The organism is Dechloromonas sp. A34 (assembly GCF_026261605.1).
In the GTDB taxonomy this organism is placed as follows: domain Bacteria; phylum Pseudomonadota; class Gammaproteobacteria; order Burkholderiales; family Rhodocyclaceae; genus Azonexus.
Window position 1 is genome coordinate 3,375,234 of record NZ_CP102486.1, and the last position, 19,802, is coordinate 3,395,035.

A 19,802-nucleotide genomic window follows, 5' to 3' on the forward strand; every position below is an offset into this window, starting at 1 on the left:
CAAAAACCGGGAGAGACACAATGAAAGCCGACCTCAGCCGCGCCACCTTCGACAAGGCCAGACGCTACCGCAGTGTGCGGATGCAGCAGGGCCGCGTGCAGCTAGACGCCGATTTCAACGAGCAGCAGGACATTCTCAACCATCGCATCGAGATCGAGACGCGCGACAGCCTCGGCCCGGTCGCCGTGCCCATCGACAACCCCGGCTTCGGCCTGACGCCGGCCGGCACCGATCTGAGCATCTCGGCCGGACGCCTCTACGTCGATGGCCTGCTCTGCGAAAATCCTGCCGCTACCACTGTCGCCAACCAGCCTGACCTGCCCGACACTTCCTCGCCGGTGCTGCCGGCCGGGGCATCGCTCTTGCCTTTGCCGCCCGTCGGCGTCACGGCGGCCAGCATCACCGGCGTCGTCGTCTTCAACGCCGGCAACGCGGTGGCGCCGGCCGATGGCACCTACCTCGCCTATCTCGAAGCCTGGCAGCGCCACTTGAGCCCGCTCGACCTGCCGGTGGACGACACCAGCATGCGCGAAGTGGCGCTCGGCGGGCCCGACACCTGCACCCGCGAAAAAACCGTCTGGCAGGTCAAGCTGCTGCGCGCCGGCGATCTGGGCGCACCGCTCACCTGCCTGTCGTCTAATATTGCCGCCTGGAACACGTTGACCGCAGCACCCGACGGCCGCCTCGCCGCCCGCGCCGAAGCCAGCATTCCGCCCAAGACGCCCTGCCAGTTGCCGCCGGAAGCCGGCTACCGGCTGCTCGAAAACCATCTCTACCGCGTCGAGATCCACGACGACGCGAGCGTTACCGGCAAGGCTCGTTACAAGTGGTCGCGCGACAACGGCAGCCTGTCCAGCCGGGTTGTCCGCTGGCTCAATGACCCGATTGCCAACGAATTCGAGGTTGCCAGCATCGGCCGCGACGATGTGCTGGCGATCACCGCCGGCTGCTGGGTCGAGTTCTTCGACGACACGCACGAACTGCTCGGCCAGCCCGGCCCACTCGTGCCGGTCATCCGCACCGAAGGCAATGTCGTCACCGTCGACCTGACCAAGCTGATCGGCCACGCGCTGGACCAGGCGATGTTCCCGCGCAATCCACGCGTCCGGCGCTGGGACGGCGTGGCCGAGATCAGGCCGGCTGCCATCGCCAGCCCCAACACGGGTTGGGAGGAACTGGCGCAGGACGGCATCGAACTGAAGTTCGCCCGGGCAACTACCGGATCGGCGATTACTGGCTAATTCCGGCCCGTACCGCCACGGCGGCCATCGAGTGGCCGCAGGAAAACAGCAAACCAGCCTTTCTCTCGCCGGCGGGTGTTTTGCGCGCTTTCGCCCGCCTCGCCCTACTTGAATTCGCGGCCGGCGCCTGGACCCTGAAGTCGGACTGCCGCCCGCTCTTCCCCAGCCTGACCGAGCTGACCCAGCTCCATTACGTCGGCGGCGACGGCCAGAGCATCAAGACCAATCCGGCCAACTTGCCGGCCCTGGTCGCGCTACCCAGCCCGCTCCAGGTCGGCGTCGCCAATGGCCAGTTCCCGGTGGTCGGGGCGCAGGTGCGCTTTACGGTCGATGAAGGGCAACTGCCCAACGGAACCAAGACCCAAGTCGTCGACACCCTGGCCGATGGCATCGCCAGCATTGCCTGGTCACTGGCCTCCGACCCGGCCAAGCCGGTGCAGCATGCCAGCGCCGAATTGCTGGTCGCCGGCCAGGTCGTGGCCGGCCGCTATCTGCCGGTGCATTTCAGCGCCCAACTGGCGCTGGCCAGCGGCGTCGCCTACGACCCGACGGATTGCCCGGACCTGGTGGCCGCCGAGGCCTACACCGTGCAGGACGCCATCGACACGCTGTGCAAGCGCCCTCAGGGCAGCGGCGGTTGTTGCGTCACGGTCGGCCTGACCGGCGAGTACGAGGCGCTCGATATCGCCCTGCGCGCACTGATCACCGAAGGCCGCCGCGACATCTGCATCTGCCTGCTGCCCGGCAACCACCGCCTGGCCGACGACCTCAGCCTGACCGGGACATCCCGCCACCACATCAGCATCCACGGTGCCGGCCCGGCCAGCCGCCTGGTCCTCAAGCAGCAAATGTTCAAGTTCGACACCTTCGGATCACTGAGTTTGAAGGATTTCACGTTGGTGAACTGGGGCAGCCCAAGCAGCTTCACCTTCTTGAAATGCAACAACATCGACTTCAGCCATGTCGAATTCTTTGGTACATCAGCGACCGGCAACAGCCTGCTGAAAATTGCCGGCAGCGCGCGCCTGCTGATTGAAGACTGCACTATTTTCGCCATTACCCCCGGCAACAACGAGAAACTGGATTTCGTTCTCGAGCGCGTTCCCAGCCTGTCGGCGCACAAGAATGCCTTCGGCACCACCGCCACGCTTGATGGCAGCCTGAACGAGGCTGCCGAAGCCATTGCCGCCCTCAGCGCGGCGGACCGCAAGGGAATGGCGACCGAGATCAGCGCCCTCCTGCGCAGCAACGACCTGGTGAACCTCACTAGTCGCGAACAGAGCAGCCTCAACAATCTGCGCGTCGTGGTCGGCCGAAATCCAACGGCAGCCAGCCTGAGCAAGGCGCTCGATCAACTTGCCGACGCCCTGCGCGCCGGCACCCCGGCCTTTGCCCTGGCCCTCGACGACACCGACGATGCCAGCCTGATCAACAACCGCCTGCGTGGCCGCATCACGCTGTTCGGCGAGTCCGACGAGCTGCCCGATCTAACGCCTGATCAGCTCAAGCGACTCGGTGCCGCCCTCAAGGCCGGCGCCGTGACCTTCGACGACAGCGGCAGTCTGGTCCTCGACCGCAACGCCCTGCAAGGCATGCGGATCAGCGGCAAGGCGCTGGCCAAGGTGATCGACAACGCCCAGGGAAGCATTCCCCTCTGGCACAACCTGCAGGTCACAAACAACCGCATCGACAGCGAGGAAGATCACTATCCGGGATTCAATGCTGCCTTCAACGGCAACACCCTGGAACCGCAAGGCAACGTCGGCGCGCTGATGGCCAATCAGGCCAAAGTCATCGGCAATTTTGCCGACAAAGACTTGAGCCTTTTTGTCGTTGGCGCCAACCCGGAAAGTTTCGGCAACGGCGGCTTGAACGTGGTGGCACTGTAGGCGCGGCACACGATCTCCGACGCATATGGCGCCGGGTGATGACGCCTTCGCTGAGCACAAAGAAAAAGCGCCCCGAAGGGCGCTTTTCCATTTGAATCCTGGCGGAGAGGGCGGGATTCGAACCCGCGGTAGGGGATTACCCTACACACGCTTTCCAGGCGTGCGACTTAAACCACTCATCCACCTCTCCAGGGAGGCGCGCATTGTAGCAGAAGAGCCGCATTGGTCAAACGAACTTTCGCGCTAGAGCCAGTCCTATCCAGAGAAGGAAGAGCAGGACAAAAGAAATGACGCCGACCGTCAGTGCGCTGGTTTTGGCTGGGAGCAATCGAGCGACCAGACGACGGGGCGGGTCGGTAAGCAGCGCAAAAAATCGATAGATCACATTCCCGGCTCTTTTCTGCCCAGCCATTAAGTAGAGAAAGCCCTGGGCGAGCAGGCAGAGGGCCAGCATTTCGACTAGAGCGCGCAACGCTGAAATCAAGAACAGACTCATCACCGACGGCTACTCGTTGTCGATTCCGTGCTCGATATCCAGCGCACGCATCCTGCGGTTGTAAAACCAGATGATCGCGAGGTAGATGAACAGCAGTCCCTGGGACCCCATGTAAAAACCGAGCGGAAAGCCGAACATGACAATCTCGTTCAACTCGCGGGCATACCAGTTCAAGACAAAAGTGATCAGCAACCAGAAACTGAACAGGCCGATGGTCAGGCGTCGCGTCTTGCGCCAATAGACATTGACCTCCTGCATGCTCAACCCTCTCCTTTATTCCTGTCGCGCCGGATACCGTGAAGAAAATGCTCGGCTTCCGGATAAGGTTTGGTGACCAGGCTGACCACGACAATGGTCAAGAAACCGGCAAAGACACCGAACAACCCCGCCGATGTCGACTGCACATGGAACCAGGGTTCCATGTGGATGCCTTTGATTCCCAGCCAGGGAATGCTGTCGAATTCGACCCGCAGAATGTAATAGACGGTGAGCAGCATGCCGACCAGCATGCCGGCCAGGGCACCGGTTCGGGTTGCGCGTTGCCAGAAAATACCGAGGACCAGCGCCGGAAAGAAGGCCGAGCCGGCAATCGAGAAGGCCCAGGCCACCATCGCCAGGATCGTACCGGGCTTCTCGGCGGCCACCGTGGCGGCAAGAACGGCCACCAGGAGCAAGAGCGATTTGGAAATCACCAGTCGGAATTGGGTCGAGGCATCGGGACGAATGATGCGGTAGTAGACGTCGTGCGACAACGCGCTGGTTATGGTCAGCAGCAGTCCATCGGCGGTGGACAAGGCAGCCGCCAGTGCCCCGGCGGCGACCAGCCCGGAAACGACATAGGGCATGCCGGCGATTTCCGGCGTGGCGAGGACAATGACGTCGGGATTCAGCGTCAACTCCGCCAGTTGCATGATGCCGTCGCGGTTGATGTCTTCGATGCTGACCAGACCGACCTTAGTCCACGCCGCGACCCAGCTCGGCAGTTTGGCAATGGGAATATCCGCCAGATGCGACAGGACTTCATATTTGGCGAATACCGCGTAAGCCGGGGCCGTGATGTAGAGCAGCAGGATGAAGAGCAGCGACCAGAAGACCGATTCCCGTGCCTGGTTAACTGTCGGTGTCGTGTAGAAGCGGGTCAGCACATGAGGCAGCGCTGCGGTACCGACGGTCAGACAGAAAATCAGGGCCAGGAAGTTGATGCGCATCGAGAATTGCTCCTCGGCAGTCTGACCAGGGAAGGCTTCCGCGTGGTGGGCCGGCGGCTTGCTGCGTTCGACCGCCGAGAACATGGCGGCTTCCCAACGGGTCCGTGCCTGATCAGGGTCGTGCGGCAGTTCCCGCCGCTGGCGTTCCAGGGCGACGATATCGCGCATCTGGGCATCGCTGGCCTTGAGCTGATTGATCTGTATCGACAGCTGCTCGCGCTCCAGAATCAGCGACTGCGGCAGTTGCATGATCTTCTGTGAATAGGTGTCGGCCCGCTGGTGAAAGAGCTGGCGCACCTCGATTTCCGCGGGCGTATTGAACAGACGCTTCTCGAGCTGCGTGACTTCCTGCAGTACCTGCCCGAAGACCAGTTGCGGCACCGGATTGCCGGTCACGTTGTAGGAAAGGATGGCCACCGGCGTGATATAGGCCACGATCAGGATGATGTACTGGGCAACCTGGGTCCAGGTCACCGCCCGCATGCCACCAAGAAAGGAGCAAACGAGAATCCCGGCCAGGCCGACGAAAACGCCGATCTCGAACTGCAAACTGACAAAGCGGCTGGTAATGACGCCGACCCCGTAGATCTGGGCGACGACATAGACGAAGGAAGCCAGGATCGCCGCGCCGACCGCGACCAGGCGGATGGCATTGCCGCCGTAGCGGGCACCGAGAAAGTCCGGAATGGTGTACTGGCCGAAACGCCGGAGGTAGGGAGCGAGAAAAAGTGCCACCAGCACGAAGCCGCCGGTCCACCCGATGATGTAGGCCAGCCCCTGGAAGCCCGAGAGATAGAGCGTTCCTGCCATCCCCATGAAGGAGGCGGCGCTCATCCAGTCGGCGCCGGTCGCCATGCCGTTGAAGAAGGCGGGTACCCGGCGCCCGGCGACGTAATACTCCGAGACGTCTGAGGTACGGCTGGCGATGCCGATCGCGGCGTACATCGAGATGGTGAAAAACAGGAAAGCGTAGCCGATCCAGCGCGGCGGCATGCCATGCTGTTCGAGCACCGCCAGCAGACCGACGAAGAACAGAAAACTCCCTGTGTAATACAGGTAGTAACGCTGCAGACGGGTCAGAGAGCTGAGCACCTGCCGCCTTTAATGTGTCCGGCGCAGGAAAGTGCTGGCGCGCGATTCGTCGAGTAGTTGGGCGGCCGTATCTATCTGCTTGCCGACCGCGCGCACCAGCAGCATCTGGAAGATCCGCGCCAGCATCAGGGTATTTTCCATTGCACTGCGCCGCCCGTTGCCGGCATCAAACCCGAAAACCTCGATCCAGTGGTCGAGCGGCATGATGCTGCTCCCCCGATCGCTGAACATCGCCGGTAGCAACCAGGCCAGATCGACCCATTGCGCCTGGAAATCGACGCCTAGACGCTCGCGCAAAGCACGTTGCAGAAAACCGCTGACATAGGACACGTGATAGGTGACCACCGGACACTTGCCGACGAACTGCAGGAAAGCGACCAGTTGCCGGTCGAGCGCCGCCGCATCCTCACCCTGCCCGGCCAGATCGACGAAAAACGCGTCGTCCGGCAGGATGGTCGACTGGCGGACAGACGTGGCGGCGATGCTCAACAGTTGGTCGCTCTCGGAATTGACGCCGCTGCTGGTAATCTCGACCACGACATAGCGGGTATGGAAGTGCACCTCATCCAGCGCCGGCGCCGGCATTGCCCGCCAGGACTCAAGGGCGGTCCGGACATCCGCCGAGAGATGGGCCGGCATCGCATCCTTGAACAGCAATTTCTTCAGGTTGAGCATGCCTAGTTCACCTGATAGTCGAGTTTGAGGCGAGTCTGGATTTTCCTGGCCTGGCGGAAAGACTCCTTCAGGATGCGGCGGTCCAATTCGTTGAGCTTGTCGGGATTGATCAGGTTGTCGCCCTGGGTACCGGGCTCGCCCTCCAGGTACTGGTGTTGCAGGCGGAGCAACTGGATGAAATCGAGCCCTTCGAGGATGGCGTTGATTTCATCGCTTTTGATCGACAAGCGTTGCGAGGAGAGGCGCAGGCGCTGTACCGAATTGGTGTTATGGACGCCGGTGGCGAGGGCATAGATGCGGGCGACATCGACGAAAATCCGCGAGCCGTATTTTTTGAGGTCGATCTTGCCCGGGTGATCGGGTTCGAGGTCGGTCAGGAAATCGCGAATCTTGCCCAGTGGCGGCTCGACATCGAGGGCATTGCGGGCCATGGCGCGCAGGAACATCGGGTTGGATGCGGTTAGTTCGAGCAGGTAACGACGCATGGCTTCGGCCAGTTCAACCTTGCCGAACAAGGGCCGGAAGTCGAAGAAGATGGTCGCATTGAGCAGCGCATCGGGTTGCGGAACGCGGATCCAGTTTCCAAACTGATCTTTCCACTCGTCCAGCGTCAGGCACCACTGCGGATTGCTCGCCATGATGTTGCCCTTGCACAGCGGAAAGCCACAGCGGTCGAGGGCATTGTTAACATCAAGGGCGAAGGCTAGGAAACGCTGGCGCAGGGCATCGACCCTGGGGCCAGCCTGTGCTTCCATGGTCGAGGCCGCATCGGGCACCACGAAGACAATGCCATTGTCCTGATCGGTGCTGAAGGTCTGCTCGTCGCGCCCTTCCGAACCGAAGGCCAGCCACGACCACTCGACGCCGTCGAAGGGATGGTTTTCCAGGTTGAGCTGGATCACCCGGCGGGTCAGCGCGTCGTTCAGGGCCGAGATGAACTGGGTCAGCTGCTCGGCACCAACGCCCTGGGCCAGCATGTTGAAGGCCAATTGACGGACATCGGCAGCCGATTGCTGCAGGGACTCGATATTGCGCGCCGAGTCGATGGACTGGCGAATCTGGCGCAGACCGACGCGCTGCAGGGCAAACAGATCGCGCTCGGAAACGACGCCGGTCAGTTTACCTTCGGCATCGGTAACCAGCACGTGGCGGATGCCCTGCGAGGCCATGGCGAGCATGGCATCGTACGCGGTGGCATGCTCCTCGAGCCGGAAGGGATCCGCCGACATCACCTGGCTGACCGGCGCCGTCAGCGGCAGATCGGCGAGTACCACGCGGTCGAGCAGGTCACTGCGGGTAAAGACACCAACTGGCTTGCAGTCCTCGCCGGCGATGACCAGCGAGCCGACGCCGGCCGCCGACATGGTTTGGAGCGCCTGGCGCAATGGGGTATCCGGCGCCACCGTGATCGGCGAACGCGAGCCGATGCCGACCAGCGGCGAATTCAGCGTTTGCTGTTCGCTGGCTTTCTGGGCGAACTGCAGTTGCAGCTGGCAGCGCGACTGATCGAGCAGGCTGGCGATGTATTGCGTGCAGAAGAGGTTGAATTCCGGGCTGGTCGCCAACAGGGCCAGGAAGTCCTCGGCCGGCAGCTGGTAGCAGAAGGAGTCCTCAAGCGCGGTGTAGGAATTGGTCGACGGACGACCCGCCGTTACGGCGCCGATCGGGAAACATTCGCCGGCCCCGAGACTGAGGATGGAATATTCGGTGACCGTCACCTCGCCGGACTGCCGCGCCTGCACCTTGCCGGATTCGATCATGTAGAAAAAACGCACGTTGCCGGCATCCGGCCCGACAATCTCGCTACCGGCCGGGTAGAAGACAATCTGCGCCTTGTCGGCAAACAATTGCTGTGCCTCGAGCGCCATCTTGTTGAACGGGGCGTGATTTCGCAGGAAAGCCAGCGTATTGCCGGCCACGCGTCGGCGCCCCTCCTGACGCAGCATGTTTTCCATCTCGGCAACAGCTGTGGAGTCCTGAGCTTCGGACATTTTTATTGGGGTTTCCTGTGACTTATTCACGACAACCTCGGTTCTTCTCAAAGGACGTAGTTTAACTTGAGTCGCTGTTGCAGCCGGCGCGCCAGTTTCAACGCTTCGCGCAGGATCACCCGGTCCATCTCATTCAAGGTATGCAGTTTCAAACTGTGACTGTCGCCGACCCCGGCCGCGCGGTCGGCTAACTGTTGGTCCAGACGCAAACGCAGGACATGCGAAAAAGCGGCATTGGCAGCGACCATTTCGCCTGCACCGAGGCCCGCCAGTTGGCCCGCCTCGCTAAGACGTTCGGCCGAATGCACGGCTCTGGTGCCGGCCGCCAGGGCAAATATCCGGGCTACGTCGACAAAAATTCGGCTCCCGAATTTTTTCAGATCAAGTAGATCCCCTTCGGCCGCCACTTCCCCGCGAAAATTGAGCGGCACCTCGGCCTGCAAGGCATTGGCCGCCATCAAATGCAGGAAGGACGGCGTATCCGAGGTCAGAGACAGCAGTAGGGTGCGCAAGGCTTCTCCGAGTTGGAGCTCACCGAACAGCGGTCGCAGATCGAAGAAGATGCTGGCATTGAGCAAGGCCGCCGGCTCGGGCCGGCGCACCCAGTCGATGAAGCGCTCGCGCCATTCGTCGTAGGACAGACACCAGACCGGATTGCCGGCCATGATCTGGCCGCTGCACAGCTCAAAGCCGCAGTCGGCAAGCCGTTGATTGACTTCCTGTGCGAATGGAAGAAACAGCGCCCGCAGCGCTTCAGCCTCTCTGCTATCGGTCGCATTGAAAATCAGGCCGTTGTCCTGATCGGTGACGAAGGTCTGCTCATGCCGGCCTTCCGAACCGAGCGCCAGCCAGCACCATGCCACCTGGGGCAGTCGGTGTTTGCGGGCGGTCAGTTCGATCACGCGAACGGTCAGCTGATCGTTGCCGGCCGAAATCAGCCGGGTCATCTCCAGCCCGGCAATCCCTTTGCCGGCCAGGTCGCGCATCAAGTCGCGCAGTCGCGTTGCCAGCGCCGGGGCTTTCTCCAGCCCATCAAGCGCCCGTAGCTCGGCGATCAGTTCGGCCTGCTGGCGGCAGGGATAAAAGGCGTCGAGAGACCAGTCCACCTCAGTATTTCACCCGGGCAAAGTAGGTCTTCTCGGAGGCTTCGAGCGCCTGGCGAACGGTGACAATCCCCTTCTCCTCAAGCAACGGAATCAGTTTCAGGAACACTTCGCCGGTTGCCAGGGCATCCTCCAGGGCATTGTGGCGAGTATCGATGTGCACCCCGAGGCGTTCGAGGATGACGTCCAGCCGGTGCGATTCCTGATTGGGATGGACGACCGCCGAGAGCAGCAGGGTATCAAGTACCGGCTGCGAAAACCGGATGCCGGTGCGCGTCTCCTTGAGTTGCAGGAAACGCATGTCGAAAGCGGCATTGTGTGCAATCAGCACCGTGTCTTCACAGAACTCATGGAAGGCCGGCAGCACGACATCGATATTCGGCTTGCCGCGCACCATGTCTTCGGTAATGCCGTGGATGGGAATCGATTCCGGCTTCAGCGGGATTTCCGGATCTACGATCTGTTCAAAGATTTCCTGGCGTAGCAGACGGTTGTTGACGATCCGCGCCGCCCCGATCTGGATGATTTCATCGCCGTTGGACGGCTCCAGCCCTGTAGTTTCGGTGTCGAATACCGTATAGGTCAGGTCGCTGAGTTTGCGATCGAGGTCGATCGACTTGTCGGCAAAATTAAAAAGGTCGAAGTCGTAGTATTCGGGGCGTCCGCCGCCCCGCCGCTGCTCCTCCTGATCGGGTTCGAGTTCCGGGGTCGCCACCGGCAGCACGAAGCGGAAGTAGGCGCGATGCGCCGCCTTTTCGCGCTGGTACCAGACCTCGCCACCATGGCGGTCAATGACGTCGCGCAAGGACAGCGGCGTCGTTTCGCTGCCGATCTGCATGGTGTCCATTTCCCAGGTGTAGAAGGTCTCGGACGACATCGCCGGGCCGGCCCAGATCAGATCGAGGTAGGCGAGTTTGCCGGCCGAACTCAGACGGAAGCGCAACTCTCGCGGTTCGTAGTGGTCCTGCAGCTTGCCCGCCAGATAAACCAGGGCAAAAACCAGAGAATAGCTGTCGGCCTTGACCCACAGCGCATCGTCGAGCTCTTCGGTCTTCGTCGGCAACTTCAGCTTGTCGTCGATGCGGCGCTGGGCGGCGGCGATGATATCGATCCCCAGGATGTCCTCAAGCGGCCAGCGGGTTTTCATCGAGTCGGAGAACTCGCCCATCGTCTGGTCGAGGCGCTGACTCATCTTGGCCGCTTCGTCAGCCACCACCAGAACGAAGCGCTCACGCAATTCCGCTTCCATGTCCGGGTAATCGGTCAGATTGGCGACGGCGGCGCGGATATTGCCGAGCGCCGAACGACTGCCTTCGGTCAAGGAATGCAGCACCTGGTCGCGGCGGGCTTCCTGCTCGATGCTGCGGGTAATGTTTTCAACGGTCAGCACGTAGCCGGACATTGCAGCTTCACCCTCGCTGCCCGCAGCCGCCAGCACGGGGACCATCTGGGCGCGCAGCAACTGGCCGCCACGCGTCGTCGTGATGAAATTGGAGATTGCCGTCTTGCCGGCGATCAGGCGCTGGCGAATCACTTCCTGGGCATGGTCGACCTGGCTTTTTTCGAGAATGGAATGGATGGAACGGCCCAACCCGATCAGTGCCCCGCCGGAAACCGAGGTCGGCCCCTGGGCCAGCGCCTTGAACTGCAAGCGGGCGCGGTTGTTGTAGAGCAGGATGCGGCCATCGAGATTGCAGACGACCACGGCCTGCGCCAGTTCCGACATCAGGGCGGCCAGGCGATTCTTTTCTTCTTCGACTGAAGCCTTGGCGCGAGATATCTGGGCATCGACATCGTCCATCAGGACGTCGCGCTGTTCGGCCAGGTCGTTGGCGGCCTGAGCCAGCTGCTGGACCTCAGGCGGACCATCGAGCGTCACCCGAAAATTCCGGTTGGCGCCCAGCATCAGGCGCAGCGTCTCCGACATGCGCAGCAGGCCTTCGACGTACTGTTTGAACAGCTTGTGCAGAACCAGCACCCCAATCACGAAGCCAAACAGCGTCATCATCGTCCCCACCGGCAAGCGAGAAAGCAGCAGTCCGGTGAGCAGGTCGCGCTCGCCTTCCTTCATGTCCAGCCAGACCAACAGCGAGGTGACGACAAACGGCCCGGTCATCAGCAGACCGAGGACGATCACGGCAAAGATGAAACGATGTTTAGCCTTCATGGCATGCATTCCGATGAATTTGGCCGTCGGCGGCCAGCACGGGCGACCGGGAGAATTTCACCCGGCTCACGGGAAGGGATGCTCAGGCGACGCCCAGCATGCTTTTCACCTTGAGCACCAGATCCTTGGTCGAGAATGGTTTGGTCACATAGGCATCAGCCCCGATGGCCAGACCCTTGGCCACTTCGGTATCGCGCCCCTTGGCGGTCAGCATGACGATTACCAGGCCGGCATGCGCCGGATCGGCACGCAGGCACTCGCAGACCTCGAAGCCGGATTTCTTCGGCATCATTACATCGAGCAGGATCAGGTCGGGGTTGAAACTGGCGACCTTGGCCAAGGCCTCTTCGCCATCGCTGGCCACGGCAATTTCGAATCCCTCTTTCTTCATCAGGAACTCGAGCGAGATGACGATGTTGGGTTCGTCATCGACAATCAGAATCTTGTGAGCCATATCTTAAGTCTCCCTTGTTATTCTTCCGGTACCGGCAAAGGCACCGTGAATATGAAATTCGCACCCGCTCCGGGCTGGCTTTCAACCCAAAGATTACCACCAAAATATTCGACGATCTGCCGGCTGATCGGCAGGCCGAGGCCCGTCCCCTGCGGCTTGTCGGTCATCGTGTTGCCACCCTGACGGAATTTTTCGAAGATCACCACGCCCTCCTCCGCCGTCAAGCCGGGGCCGTTATCCGCCACCTCGACGCGAACAAACTTGTCGTCCGACGACACCTTGACGTGGACCCGTCCGCTGCCACCGGGCACGAACTTCACTGCATTCGACAACAGATTGACCATGACCTGGGTCAGGCGGTCGCGGTCGGCCATTACCCGAGGCACCTGCGGCGGAATGTCGCCATCGAGGGCGACCTCCTTTTCGCGGAACAGCTGGCCGAGCGAAGCCATGCTCTCGCGCACCACTTCTCCGATATCGACGGCGCTTGTCGTCCATTCCGCCCGTCCCGACTCCAGCTTCGCCATGTCGAGAATTTGGTTGATCAAGCGGGTCAGGCGCTCCGCTTCATTGACGATGATGCCGAGAAAACGCTTGCGGTCGCTCAGTTCGAGCCGGGGGTCTTCATGTAGCATTTCGGAAAGCGCCCGGATCGAGGTCAACGGCGTGCGCAACTCGTGCGTCACGGTCGAGATGAAATCGTCCTTCATGCGGTCGAGTTCGCGCAGGCGTTCATTGGCTTCGCGCAGATCGGCCGTCGCCTCTTCCAGTTCATGCTGCTTGACCTCCAGTTCGCGGCTGTAGGCGCGCACCTGGGTCGCCTCGTCAAGGATGTCGAGTACCTCGTCCAGCCCGAGGTCCTCTTCCTGGGCCACCGAAGCGACCATCACTCGGGCGCTGGCTGAACCGATCGCCCCGGCCAGTTCGGCCTCGGCGAAATGGACAAAATCGGCATCGGCCGGCAGGGCATGCCAGTCCATGGCGCCGCGGACCTGGGCATAGTTCGCCAGTTGCTGCCGGGCGCGGGCCGGGCCGAGAAAACGTTCGAGCAAGGCGACAACGGTGTCGACCGAGGCATTGCCGCGCCATAGCCGATTATCGGTATCGCGCTGGGCGTGCCGGAAGACATCGACAAACCGTTCGGCCTGACCGGCCTCGACGGCATCGGGCGTCGAATTTAGGGAAACGGCGACATAGCAGCCAAGATTGGCGAGCAGGCTCCACCATAGGCAATGCGAGATCTCGTCCATCCCGGTCAGACCGAAAAGGGACTGCGCCTTCAGCCAGTCGATGCCGAACAGCCCGTGTTCGACAAAACCGCTGCCGATCCACCCCGATCTGGCAAAAGACGGCAGCAACAAGGTGTAGAGCCAGACCCCGAAGCCAGCCAGCAACCCGGCCACCGCCCCCGCCCGCGTTCCCTGCTTCCAGTACATGCCGCCGAACATGGCCGGGGCGAACTGGGCCACCGCAGCGAATGAAATCAAGCCGATGCCGACCAGGGCGTAGGCCTCGCCGGCCGCCCGAAAGTAGATGTAGCCGAGGAGCAGGATCAGCGCGATGGCGACGCGCCGGATGCCGATCAGCAGTCCGGAGAGATCCTGGCGTCTTTCGATCTGCAGCCAGGACGAGCGGAGCAGCAGGGGCATGACGAGGTCGTTACAGACCATGGTCGACAAGGCGATGGTCTCGACAATGACCATGCCGGTCGCCGCCGACAGCCCACCGATAAAGGCGAGCAGCGCCAGTGCCTCGGCCCCCTGGGTCATAGGCAGAGTCAGCACGAAGGTGTCGGGATTGAGTCCCTGCCCCTGAAAATGCAGCAATCCGCCGAGCGCCAGCGGCAAAACAAAAATATTGATCAGCAGCAGATAGAGCGGGAACAACCATACTGCCCGCTTCAGATGCGCCTCATCGACATTCTCGACAACAATGATCTGGAACTGGCGTGGCAGGAAAATAATCGCCAGACCGGAGAGCAAGATCAGCGACGTCCACGTCCCGGCCCGGCTGGAATCGAGCTGGAGCAGACGAAGCAGGTCTGGACTCTGTGCCGCCCGCTGAAAAATATCAGACAGGCCACCATACATGCCATAGGTGACGAACAAACCGACCGCCATGAAGGCCAGCAGCTTGACCACCGACTCGAAGGCGATGGCCGCGACCATGCCCTCGTGGCGTTCCGTCGCATCGAGATGACGGGTGCCGAACAGAATCGTAAATAAGGCGAGCACCGCGGCAATCAGCAAGGTCGAATCCAGCCACCAGGGCAGCAGGGTCGGTTCGGCGTGCTCGAACAGCACGCCAAGACTGGCCGATACCGCCTTCAATTGCAGCGCGATGTAAGGAACGACGCCGATCACTGCGATCACCGTCACCAGCCCGGCCAACAACTGGCTCTTGCCGTAGCGCGAAGCGATGAAGTCGGCGATGGAGGTGATGCGATAGGCTTTGCTGATCCGGATCATCTTGACGATGACGCCGACGAACATCAGCATCAGCGTCGGCCCAATATAGATGGTCAGGAACGACAAGCCGCCCGAGGTAGCCCGCCCGACGCTGCCGTAGAAAGTCCAGGAAGTGCAGTAAACCGCCAGCGAGAGTGCATAGACATTGGCCGAAATAATCGACCGCCCGGCATCAGCGCGCGCGTCACCAAAGCGGGCGACGGCAAAAAGCAGCCCGAGGTAGGCCGTGGACAGCGCCGCGACAAGCCAGCCTGACAGCAACTATTTCCCCCGCCGTTCCGCCACCCAGGCTGCCAGCGCAATCAAGCCAGCCCAGACGCCAAACAGATAGAGATAACCGGCCGGTACGCCGCCCAGGCTGCCGCTCGGCAGACTGAGCAAGGGATATGTGAGCAGAGGCAGGCCGAGCAGGCCGAGCGCTGCAAACCGCTGTCGGACAGGACTGGCTCTCTTCATCACCCGCTCCCAAAAAAGGAAACGGCTGGCACGCCACGCGTGCCAGCCGTTGTTGGCATGCAGTCTGATGCGACCACACGGGAGGCCACCTTATGGGTGACCATTGTCTCCTCTTTGCCTTTTAGTCTGTAGAGGCGGCGTGGCAAGCTCGCCGCCTCTTTGGCTCATTCAACAACCGGGGAAATCAACCCTTCAGTTGTTCCAGAATGGCCGGATTTTCCAGCGTCGAGGTGTCTTGCGTCAGTTCCTCGCCCTTGGCCAGACCACGCAGCAGACGACGCATGATCTTGCCCGAACGGGTCTTCGGCAGGTTGTCACCGAACCGGATGTCCTTCGGCTTGGCGATCGGCCCGATCTCCTTGCCCACCCAGTCTTGCAGTTCCTTGATGATGCGCTTGGCGTCGTCACCGGTCGGACGCTGGCCCTTGAGCACGACGAAGGCGACAATGGCTTCACCGGTCAGGTCATCAGGGCGACCGACAACGGCAGCTTCGGCAACGATCGGGTTGGCGACCAGCGCGGACTCGATTTCCATGGTGCCCATGCGGTGACCGGAAACGTTCAGGACGTCGTCGATACGGCCGGTAATGGTGAAGTAGCCGGTATTGATATCGCGAATCGCACCGTCACCCGCCAGGTAATACTTGCCCTGGAAGTCGGCCGGGTAGTAGGACTTGACGAAGCGCTCGTCATCGCCCCAGATCGTACGAATCATGGACGGCCAAGGCTTCTTGACGACCAGGATACCGCCTTGACCCCAGGGCACGTCGGCACCGGTTTCATCGACAATGGCGGCCATGATGCCCGGGAAGGGCAGCGTGCAGGAGCCCGGCACCAGCGGGGTAGCGCCCGGCAGCGGGGTGATCATGTGACCACCGGTTTCGGTTTGCCAGAAGGTATCGACGATCGGGCAGCGTCCGCCGCCGACGTTCTCGTAGTACCACGTCCAGGCAGCCGGATTGATCGGCTCGCCGACCGAACCGAGGATGCGCAACGACGACAGGTCGTAGCTCTTCGGGTGGATCACTGGATTGTTATCAGCCGCCTTGATCAGCGAACGGATCGCGGTCGGTGCCGTGTAGAAAATGCTGACCTTGTGGGTCTGGATTACCTTCCAGAAACGGCCGGCATCCGGGTAGGTCGGCACGCCTTCGAAGACAATTTCGGTAGCACCGCAAGCGAGCGGGCCGTAGGTGATGTAGGTGTGACCGGTCACCCAGCCGATGTCAGCCGTACACCAGAAGACATCGTTCGGCTTGATGTCGAAGGTGTACTTCATGGTCAGGATGGCGTGCAGCAGATAGCCGCCGGTGGAGTGCTGAACACCCTTCGGCTTGCCGGTCGAACCGGAGGTATAGAGCAGGAATAGCGGATGTTCGGCTTCGACCCATTCCGGTTCGCAGGTTTCCGGCTGGTTGGCCAGGGCATCGTGCAGCCACTCGTCGCGGCCGGCAACCATATTGACTTCGGCGCCGGTGCGCTTGAAGACGATGACGTTCTTGACGCACTCGCAGCCACCCATGCCGAAGGCTTCGTCAGCGATCGGCTTCAGCGGAATGGCCTTGCCGCCGCGGAACTGGCCGTCGGAGGTGATCAGCATCACGGCGCCGGCATCGTTCATGCGATCGCGCAGGGACTGGGCGGAGAAGCCGCCGAAAACGATTGAGTGGATGGCGCCGACGCGGGCACAGGCCTGCATGGCAACCACGCCTTCGATGGTCATCGGCAAGTAGATGACGACGCGGTCACCCTTCTTGACACCCTTCGAGCGGAGCAGGTTGGCCATCTTGCAGACCTTGACCAGCAGTTCCTTGTAGGTGACCTTGGTCGATTCGCCGTTGTCGGCTTCGAAGATGATGGCGACCTTGTCGCCGAGACCGGCTTCAACCTGACGGTCGAGGCAGTTGTAGGAGACATTCAGCTTGCCGTCGGCAAACCACTTGAAGAAGGGGGCATTGGACTCATCGAGTACCTGGGTAAACGGTTGCTTCCAGGTGACCAGTTCGCGGGCATGGCGAGCCCAGAAACCTTCGTAGTCGGCCTCAGCTTCCGCGCACAGCGCCTTGTAGGCGTCCATCCCGGAAACCGCCGCGTTCTTGACGATTTCGTCAGACGGATAAATGAGCTGCACGGATTCATTCGACATATTCTTCTCCTCTGCGGTACTTCGCAATTTATGTTGAAACAACCGATTGGATCTCGGGTTTTCGCCCGGGACAATTTAAAGCCGCACAAGCTGGAGGAAGTCCCTCTCCTCTCGCCAGCGTTGAGGCAGCATTAGACGTTGATATTCTTACAAAGCGCTTACGAAATCACGCTGCGCCGCAGCAATTCGGCATATCCGGGTTCCGCGCCGACCGCGTGATAAACTTCGCATCCCCAAAAAGTAGAATCCGGACGATGCGTACTCCAATCAAATCCCTTGAGTCATTCATCTTCGCCAGCCGCTGGATCCAGGCCCCACTTTACGTCGGCCTGATCGTCGCCCAGGTTGTCTATTGCTGGCTCTTCATGGTCGAACTGAGCCACCTGGTTCATAACGCCATTGATTCAGCCCATATCAGCGAAGCCGATGTCATGCTGGCAGTCCTTGGTCTGATCGATGTGGTGATGATCGCCAACCTGCTAGTCATGGTCATCGTCGGCGGCTATGAAACCTTCGTTTCCCGCCTCGATCTGGAAGACCACCCCGACCAGCCTGAATGGCTGTCGCACGTCAATGCCGGCGTCCTTAAGATCAAACTTTCGACAGCAATTATCGGCATCTCGTCGATCCACCTGCTGAAAAGCTTCATCAACGCCGCCAACCTGTCGCAGCACACGCTTATGTGGCAAGTCCTCATTCATGTCGTATTCCTTTTCTCCGCCCTGGCCATGGCGCTTGTCGACAAGACCATGACCCAGACCCTCGCCCTTCAACACCAGAAACCCCACTGACCCGGAGTTGTGCATGACCGCCATCAAACAGGAAGACCTGATCCAGTCCGTCGCCGACGCTTTCCAGTACATCAGCTACTACCATCCGCTCGATTACATCAAGGCCCTCGGCGAAGCCTATGACCGCGAGGAAAGCCCCGCCGCCAAGGACGCCATCGCCCAGATCCTGACCAATTCGCGGATGTCCGCCGAAGGCCATCGTCCGATCTGCCAGGACACCGGTATCGGAATGGTCTTCATCAAGGTCGGTATGCAGGTCACCTGGCCGGATGCCACTATGAGCATCCAGCAGATGATTGATGAAGGCGTCCGTCGCGCCTACGGCAACCCGGACAACCCGCTGCGCGCCTCGGTGCTCGCCGACCCGGCCGGCGCCCGCAAGAACACCAAGGACAATACCCCGGCCGTCGTGCACTTTGAAATCGTTCCCGGCCATCACGTTGAAGTCATCTGCGCGGCCAAGGGCGGCGGCTCGGAAGCCAAGTCCAAGTTCGCCATGCTCAACCCGTCCGACGACCTGGTCGACTGGGTCCTCAAGAAGATCCCGGAAATGGGCGCCGGCTGGTGTCCGCCCGGCATCATCGGCATCGGCATCGGCGGTACGCCGGAAAAGGCCATGCTGCTCGCCAAGGAATCGATCATGGCGCCGGTCGACATCCACGAACTGAAGGCTAAGGCCGCCACCGGCGCCAAGCTGACCCGGGCCGAAGAATTGCGCCTTGAACTGATGGAAAAGATCAACGCCCTCGGCGTTGGCGCCCAGGGCCTGGGTGGCCTGACCACGGTGCTCGACGTCAAGGTGCTGGATTACCCCTGCCACGCTGCCAACCTGCCGGTCGCCCTGGTCCCGAACTGCGCCGCGACCCGCCACTGCCATTTCCACCTCGACGGCTCCGGCCCGGCCAAACTCGAAGTGCCGAAGCTGGAAGACTGGCCGGCCGTCACCTGGACGCCGGATCTGAAGGCGGCCACCCAGGTCAACCTGAACACCCTGACCAAGGAAGAAGTCGCTTCCTGGAAGCCTGGCCAGAAGCTGCTCCTGAACGGCAAGATGCTGACCGGCCGCGACGCTGCCCACAAGCGCATCCAGGACATGCTGGCCAAGGGCGAGAAGCTGCCGGTCGATTTCACCAACCGTGTGATCTACTACGTCGGCCCGGTCGACCCGGTGCGTGACGAAGTCGTCGGCCCGGCCGGCCCGACCACCGGCACCCGGATGGACAAGTTCACCCGCATGATGCTGGAGCAGACCGGCCTGATCTCGATGATCGGCAAGTCCGAACGCGGCCCGGTTGCCATCGAGGCGATCAAGGACAACAAGTCGGCCTACCTGATGGCCGTCGGCGGTGCCGCCTACCTGGTCGCCAAGGCGATCAAGTCGGCCAAGGTCGTCGGCTTTGCCGACCTCGGCATGGAAGCCATCTACGAATTCGATGTCGAGAACATGCCGGTGACCGTCGCCGTCGATTCCTCCGGCGTCAGCGTGCACGAAACCGGACCGAAGGAATGGCAGATCAAGATTGGGAAGATTCCGGTCACGGCCTGATCCGTATCCCGGACAAACAAAAACCGGCTTCGGCCGGTTTTTTTATTTAGCTGCGATCTACACGCGCTGGACCACAAAG

General features: G+C 61.3%; 15 protein-coding genes and 1 tRNA gene. 4 read left to right on the forward strand and 12 right to left on the reverse strand.

Annotated features, from left to right (window positions below; all coding sequences use genetic code 11):
* The first annotated feature begins 20 nt into the window (after positions 1-20).
* Entirely contained in the window at positions 21-1,241 is a 1,221-nt protein-coding gene (locus NQE15_RS16845) for a DUF6519 domain-containing protein (RefSeq protein WP_265942916.1), read from the forward strand.
* Positions 1,166-3,130, forward strand: a complete 1,965-nt coding sequence (locus tag NQE15_RS16850) for a hypothetical protein (protein WP_265942918.1) — start codon at positions 1,166-1,168, stop codon at positions 3,128-3,130. The genes NQE15_RS16845 and NQE15_RS16850 overlap by 76 nt, the downstream gene beginning before the upstream one ends.
* 99 nt (positions 3,131-3,229) lie before the next feature.
* On the opposite strand, the gene NQE15_RS16855 is transcribed toward NQE15_RS16850, so the two are convergent.
* The 12 genes from NQE15_RS16855 to acs form a co-directional block, all read right to left on the reverse strand.
* A tRNA-Ser gene (locus NQE15_RS16855) sits at positions 3,230-3,320 on the reverse strand.
* Positions 3,321-3,356: 36 nt separating this feature from the next.
* Entirely contained in the window at positions 3,357-3,626 is a 270-nt protein-coding gene (locus NQE15_RS16860) for a hypothetical protein (protein WP_265942920.1), read from the reverse strand.
* Between the two features lie 9 nt (positions 3,627-3,635).
* Entirely contained in the window at positions 3,636-3,884 is a 249-nt protein-coding gene (locus tag NQE15_RS16865; protein WP_265942922.1) for a DUF4212 domain-containing protein, read from the reverse strand.
* Positions 3,885-3,886: 2 nt separating this feature from the next.
* Positions 3,887-5,926, reverse strand: a complete 2,040-nt coding sequence (locus tag NQE15_RS16870; RefSeq protein ID WP_265942924.1) for a sodium:solute symporter family protein — start codon at positions 5,924-5,926, stop codon at positions 3,887-3,889.
* Between the two features lie 9 nt (positions 5,927-5,935).
* Complete coding sequence (locus NQE15_RS16875) at positions 5,936-6,601, reverse strand: hypothetical protein (protein ID WP_265942926.1); 666 nt, start codon at positions 6,599-6,601, stop codon at positions 5,936-5,938.
* Between the two features lie 2 nt (positions 6,602-6,603).
* The gene (locus NQE15_RS16880) at positions 6,604-8,592 is read right to left on the reverse strand and encodes a DUF294 nucleotidyltransferase-like domain-containing protein (RefSeq protein WP_416336474.1); all 1,989 of its coding nucleotides are present in this window, start codon (positions 8,590-8,592) and stop codon (positions 6,604-6,606) included.
* 47 nt (positions 8,593-8,639) lie between these two features.
* Positions 8,640-9,698 (reverse strand): DUF294 nucleotidyltransferase-like domain-containing protein, encoded by a 1,059-nt coding sequence (locus NQE15_RS16885; RefSeq protein ID WP_265942927.1) that lies wholly within the window; start codon positions 9,696-9,698, stop codon positions 8,640-8,642.
* 1 nt (position 9,699) lies between these two features.
* Positions 9,700-11,862, reverse strand: coding sequence for an exonuclease domain-containing protein (locus NQE15_RS16890; protein ID WP_265942929.1), 2,163 nt, complete (start codon positions 11,860-11,862; stop codon positions 9,700-9,702).
* A gap of 82 nt (positions 11,863-11,944) precedes the next feature.
* Positions 11,945-12,316, reverse strand: coding sequence for a response regulator transcription factor (locus NQE15_RS16895; protein WP_265942931.1), 372 nt, complete (start codon positions 12,314-12,316; stop codon positions 11,945-11,947).
* Positions 12,317-12,333: 17 nt separating this feature from the next.
* Positions 12,334-15,045: a sensor histidine kinase gene (locus NQE15_RS16900; protein ID WP_265942933.1), complete on the reverse strand. Its 2,712-nt coding sequence runs from the start codon at positions 15,043-15,045 to the stop codon at positions 12,334-12,336.
* Positions 15,046-15,240, reverse strand: coding sequence for a hypothetical protein (locus NQE15_RS16905; RefSeq protein ID WP_265942935.1), 195 nt, complete (start codon positions 15,238-15,240; stop codon positions 15,046-15,048).
* Positions 15,241-15,424: 184 nt separating this feature from the next.
* The gene (acs, locus tag NQE15_RS16910) at positions 15,425-17,386 is read right to left on the reverse strand and encodes an acetate--CoA ligase (protein ID WP_265942937.1); all 1,962 of its coding nucleotides are present in this window, start codon (positions 17,384-17,386) and stop codon (positions 15,425-15,427) included.
* Between the two features lie 254 nt (positions 17,387-17,640).
* Here acs and NQE15_RS16915 point away from each other — a divergent pair, with 254 nt between their 5' ends.
* Both NQE15_RS16915 and NQE15_RS16920 read left to right on the forward strand, forming a co-directional pair.
* Positions 17,641-18,177, forward strand: a complete 537-nt coding sequence (locus NQE15_RS16915) for a TIGR00645 family protein (RefSeq protein ID WP_265942939.1) — start codon at positions 17,641-17,643, stop codon at positions 18,175-18,177.
* A gap of 13 nt (positions 18,178-18,190) precedes the next feature.
* Complete coding sequence (locus NQE15_RS16920; protein WP_265942941.1) at positions 18,191-19,723, forward strand: fumarate hydratase; 1,533 nt, start codon at positions 18,191-18,193, stop codon at positions 19,721-19,723.
* Positions 19,724-19,802 lie beyond the last annotated feature (79 nt).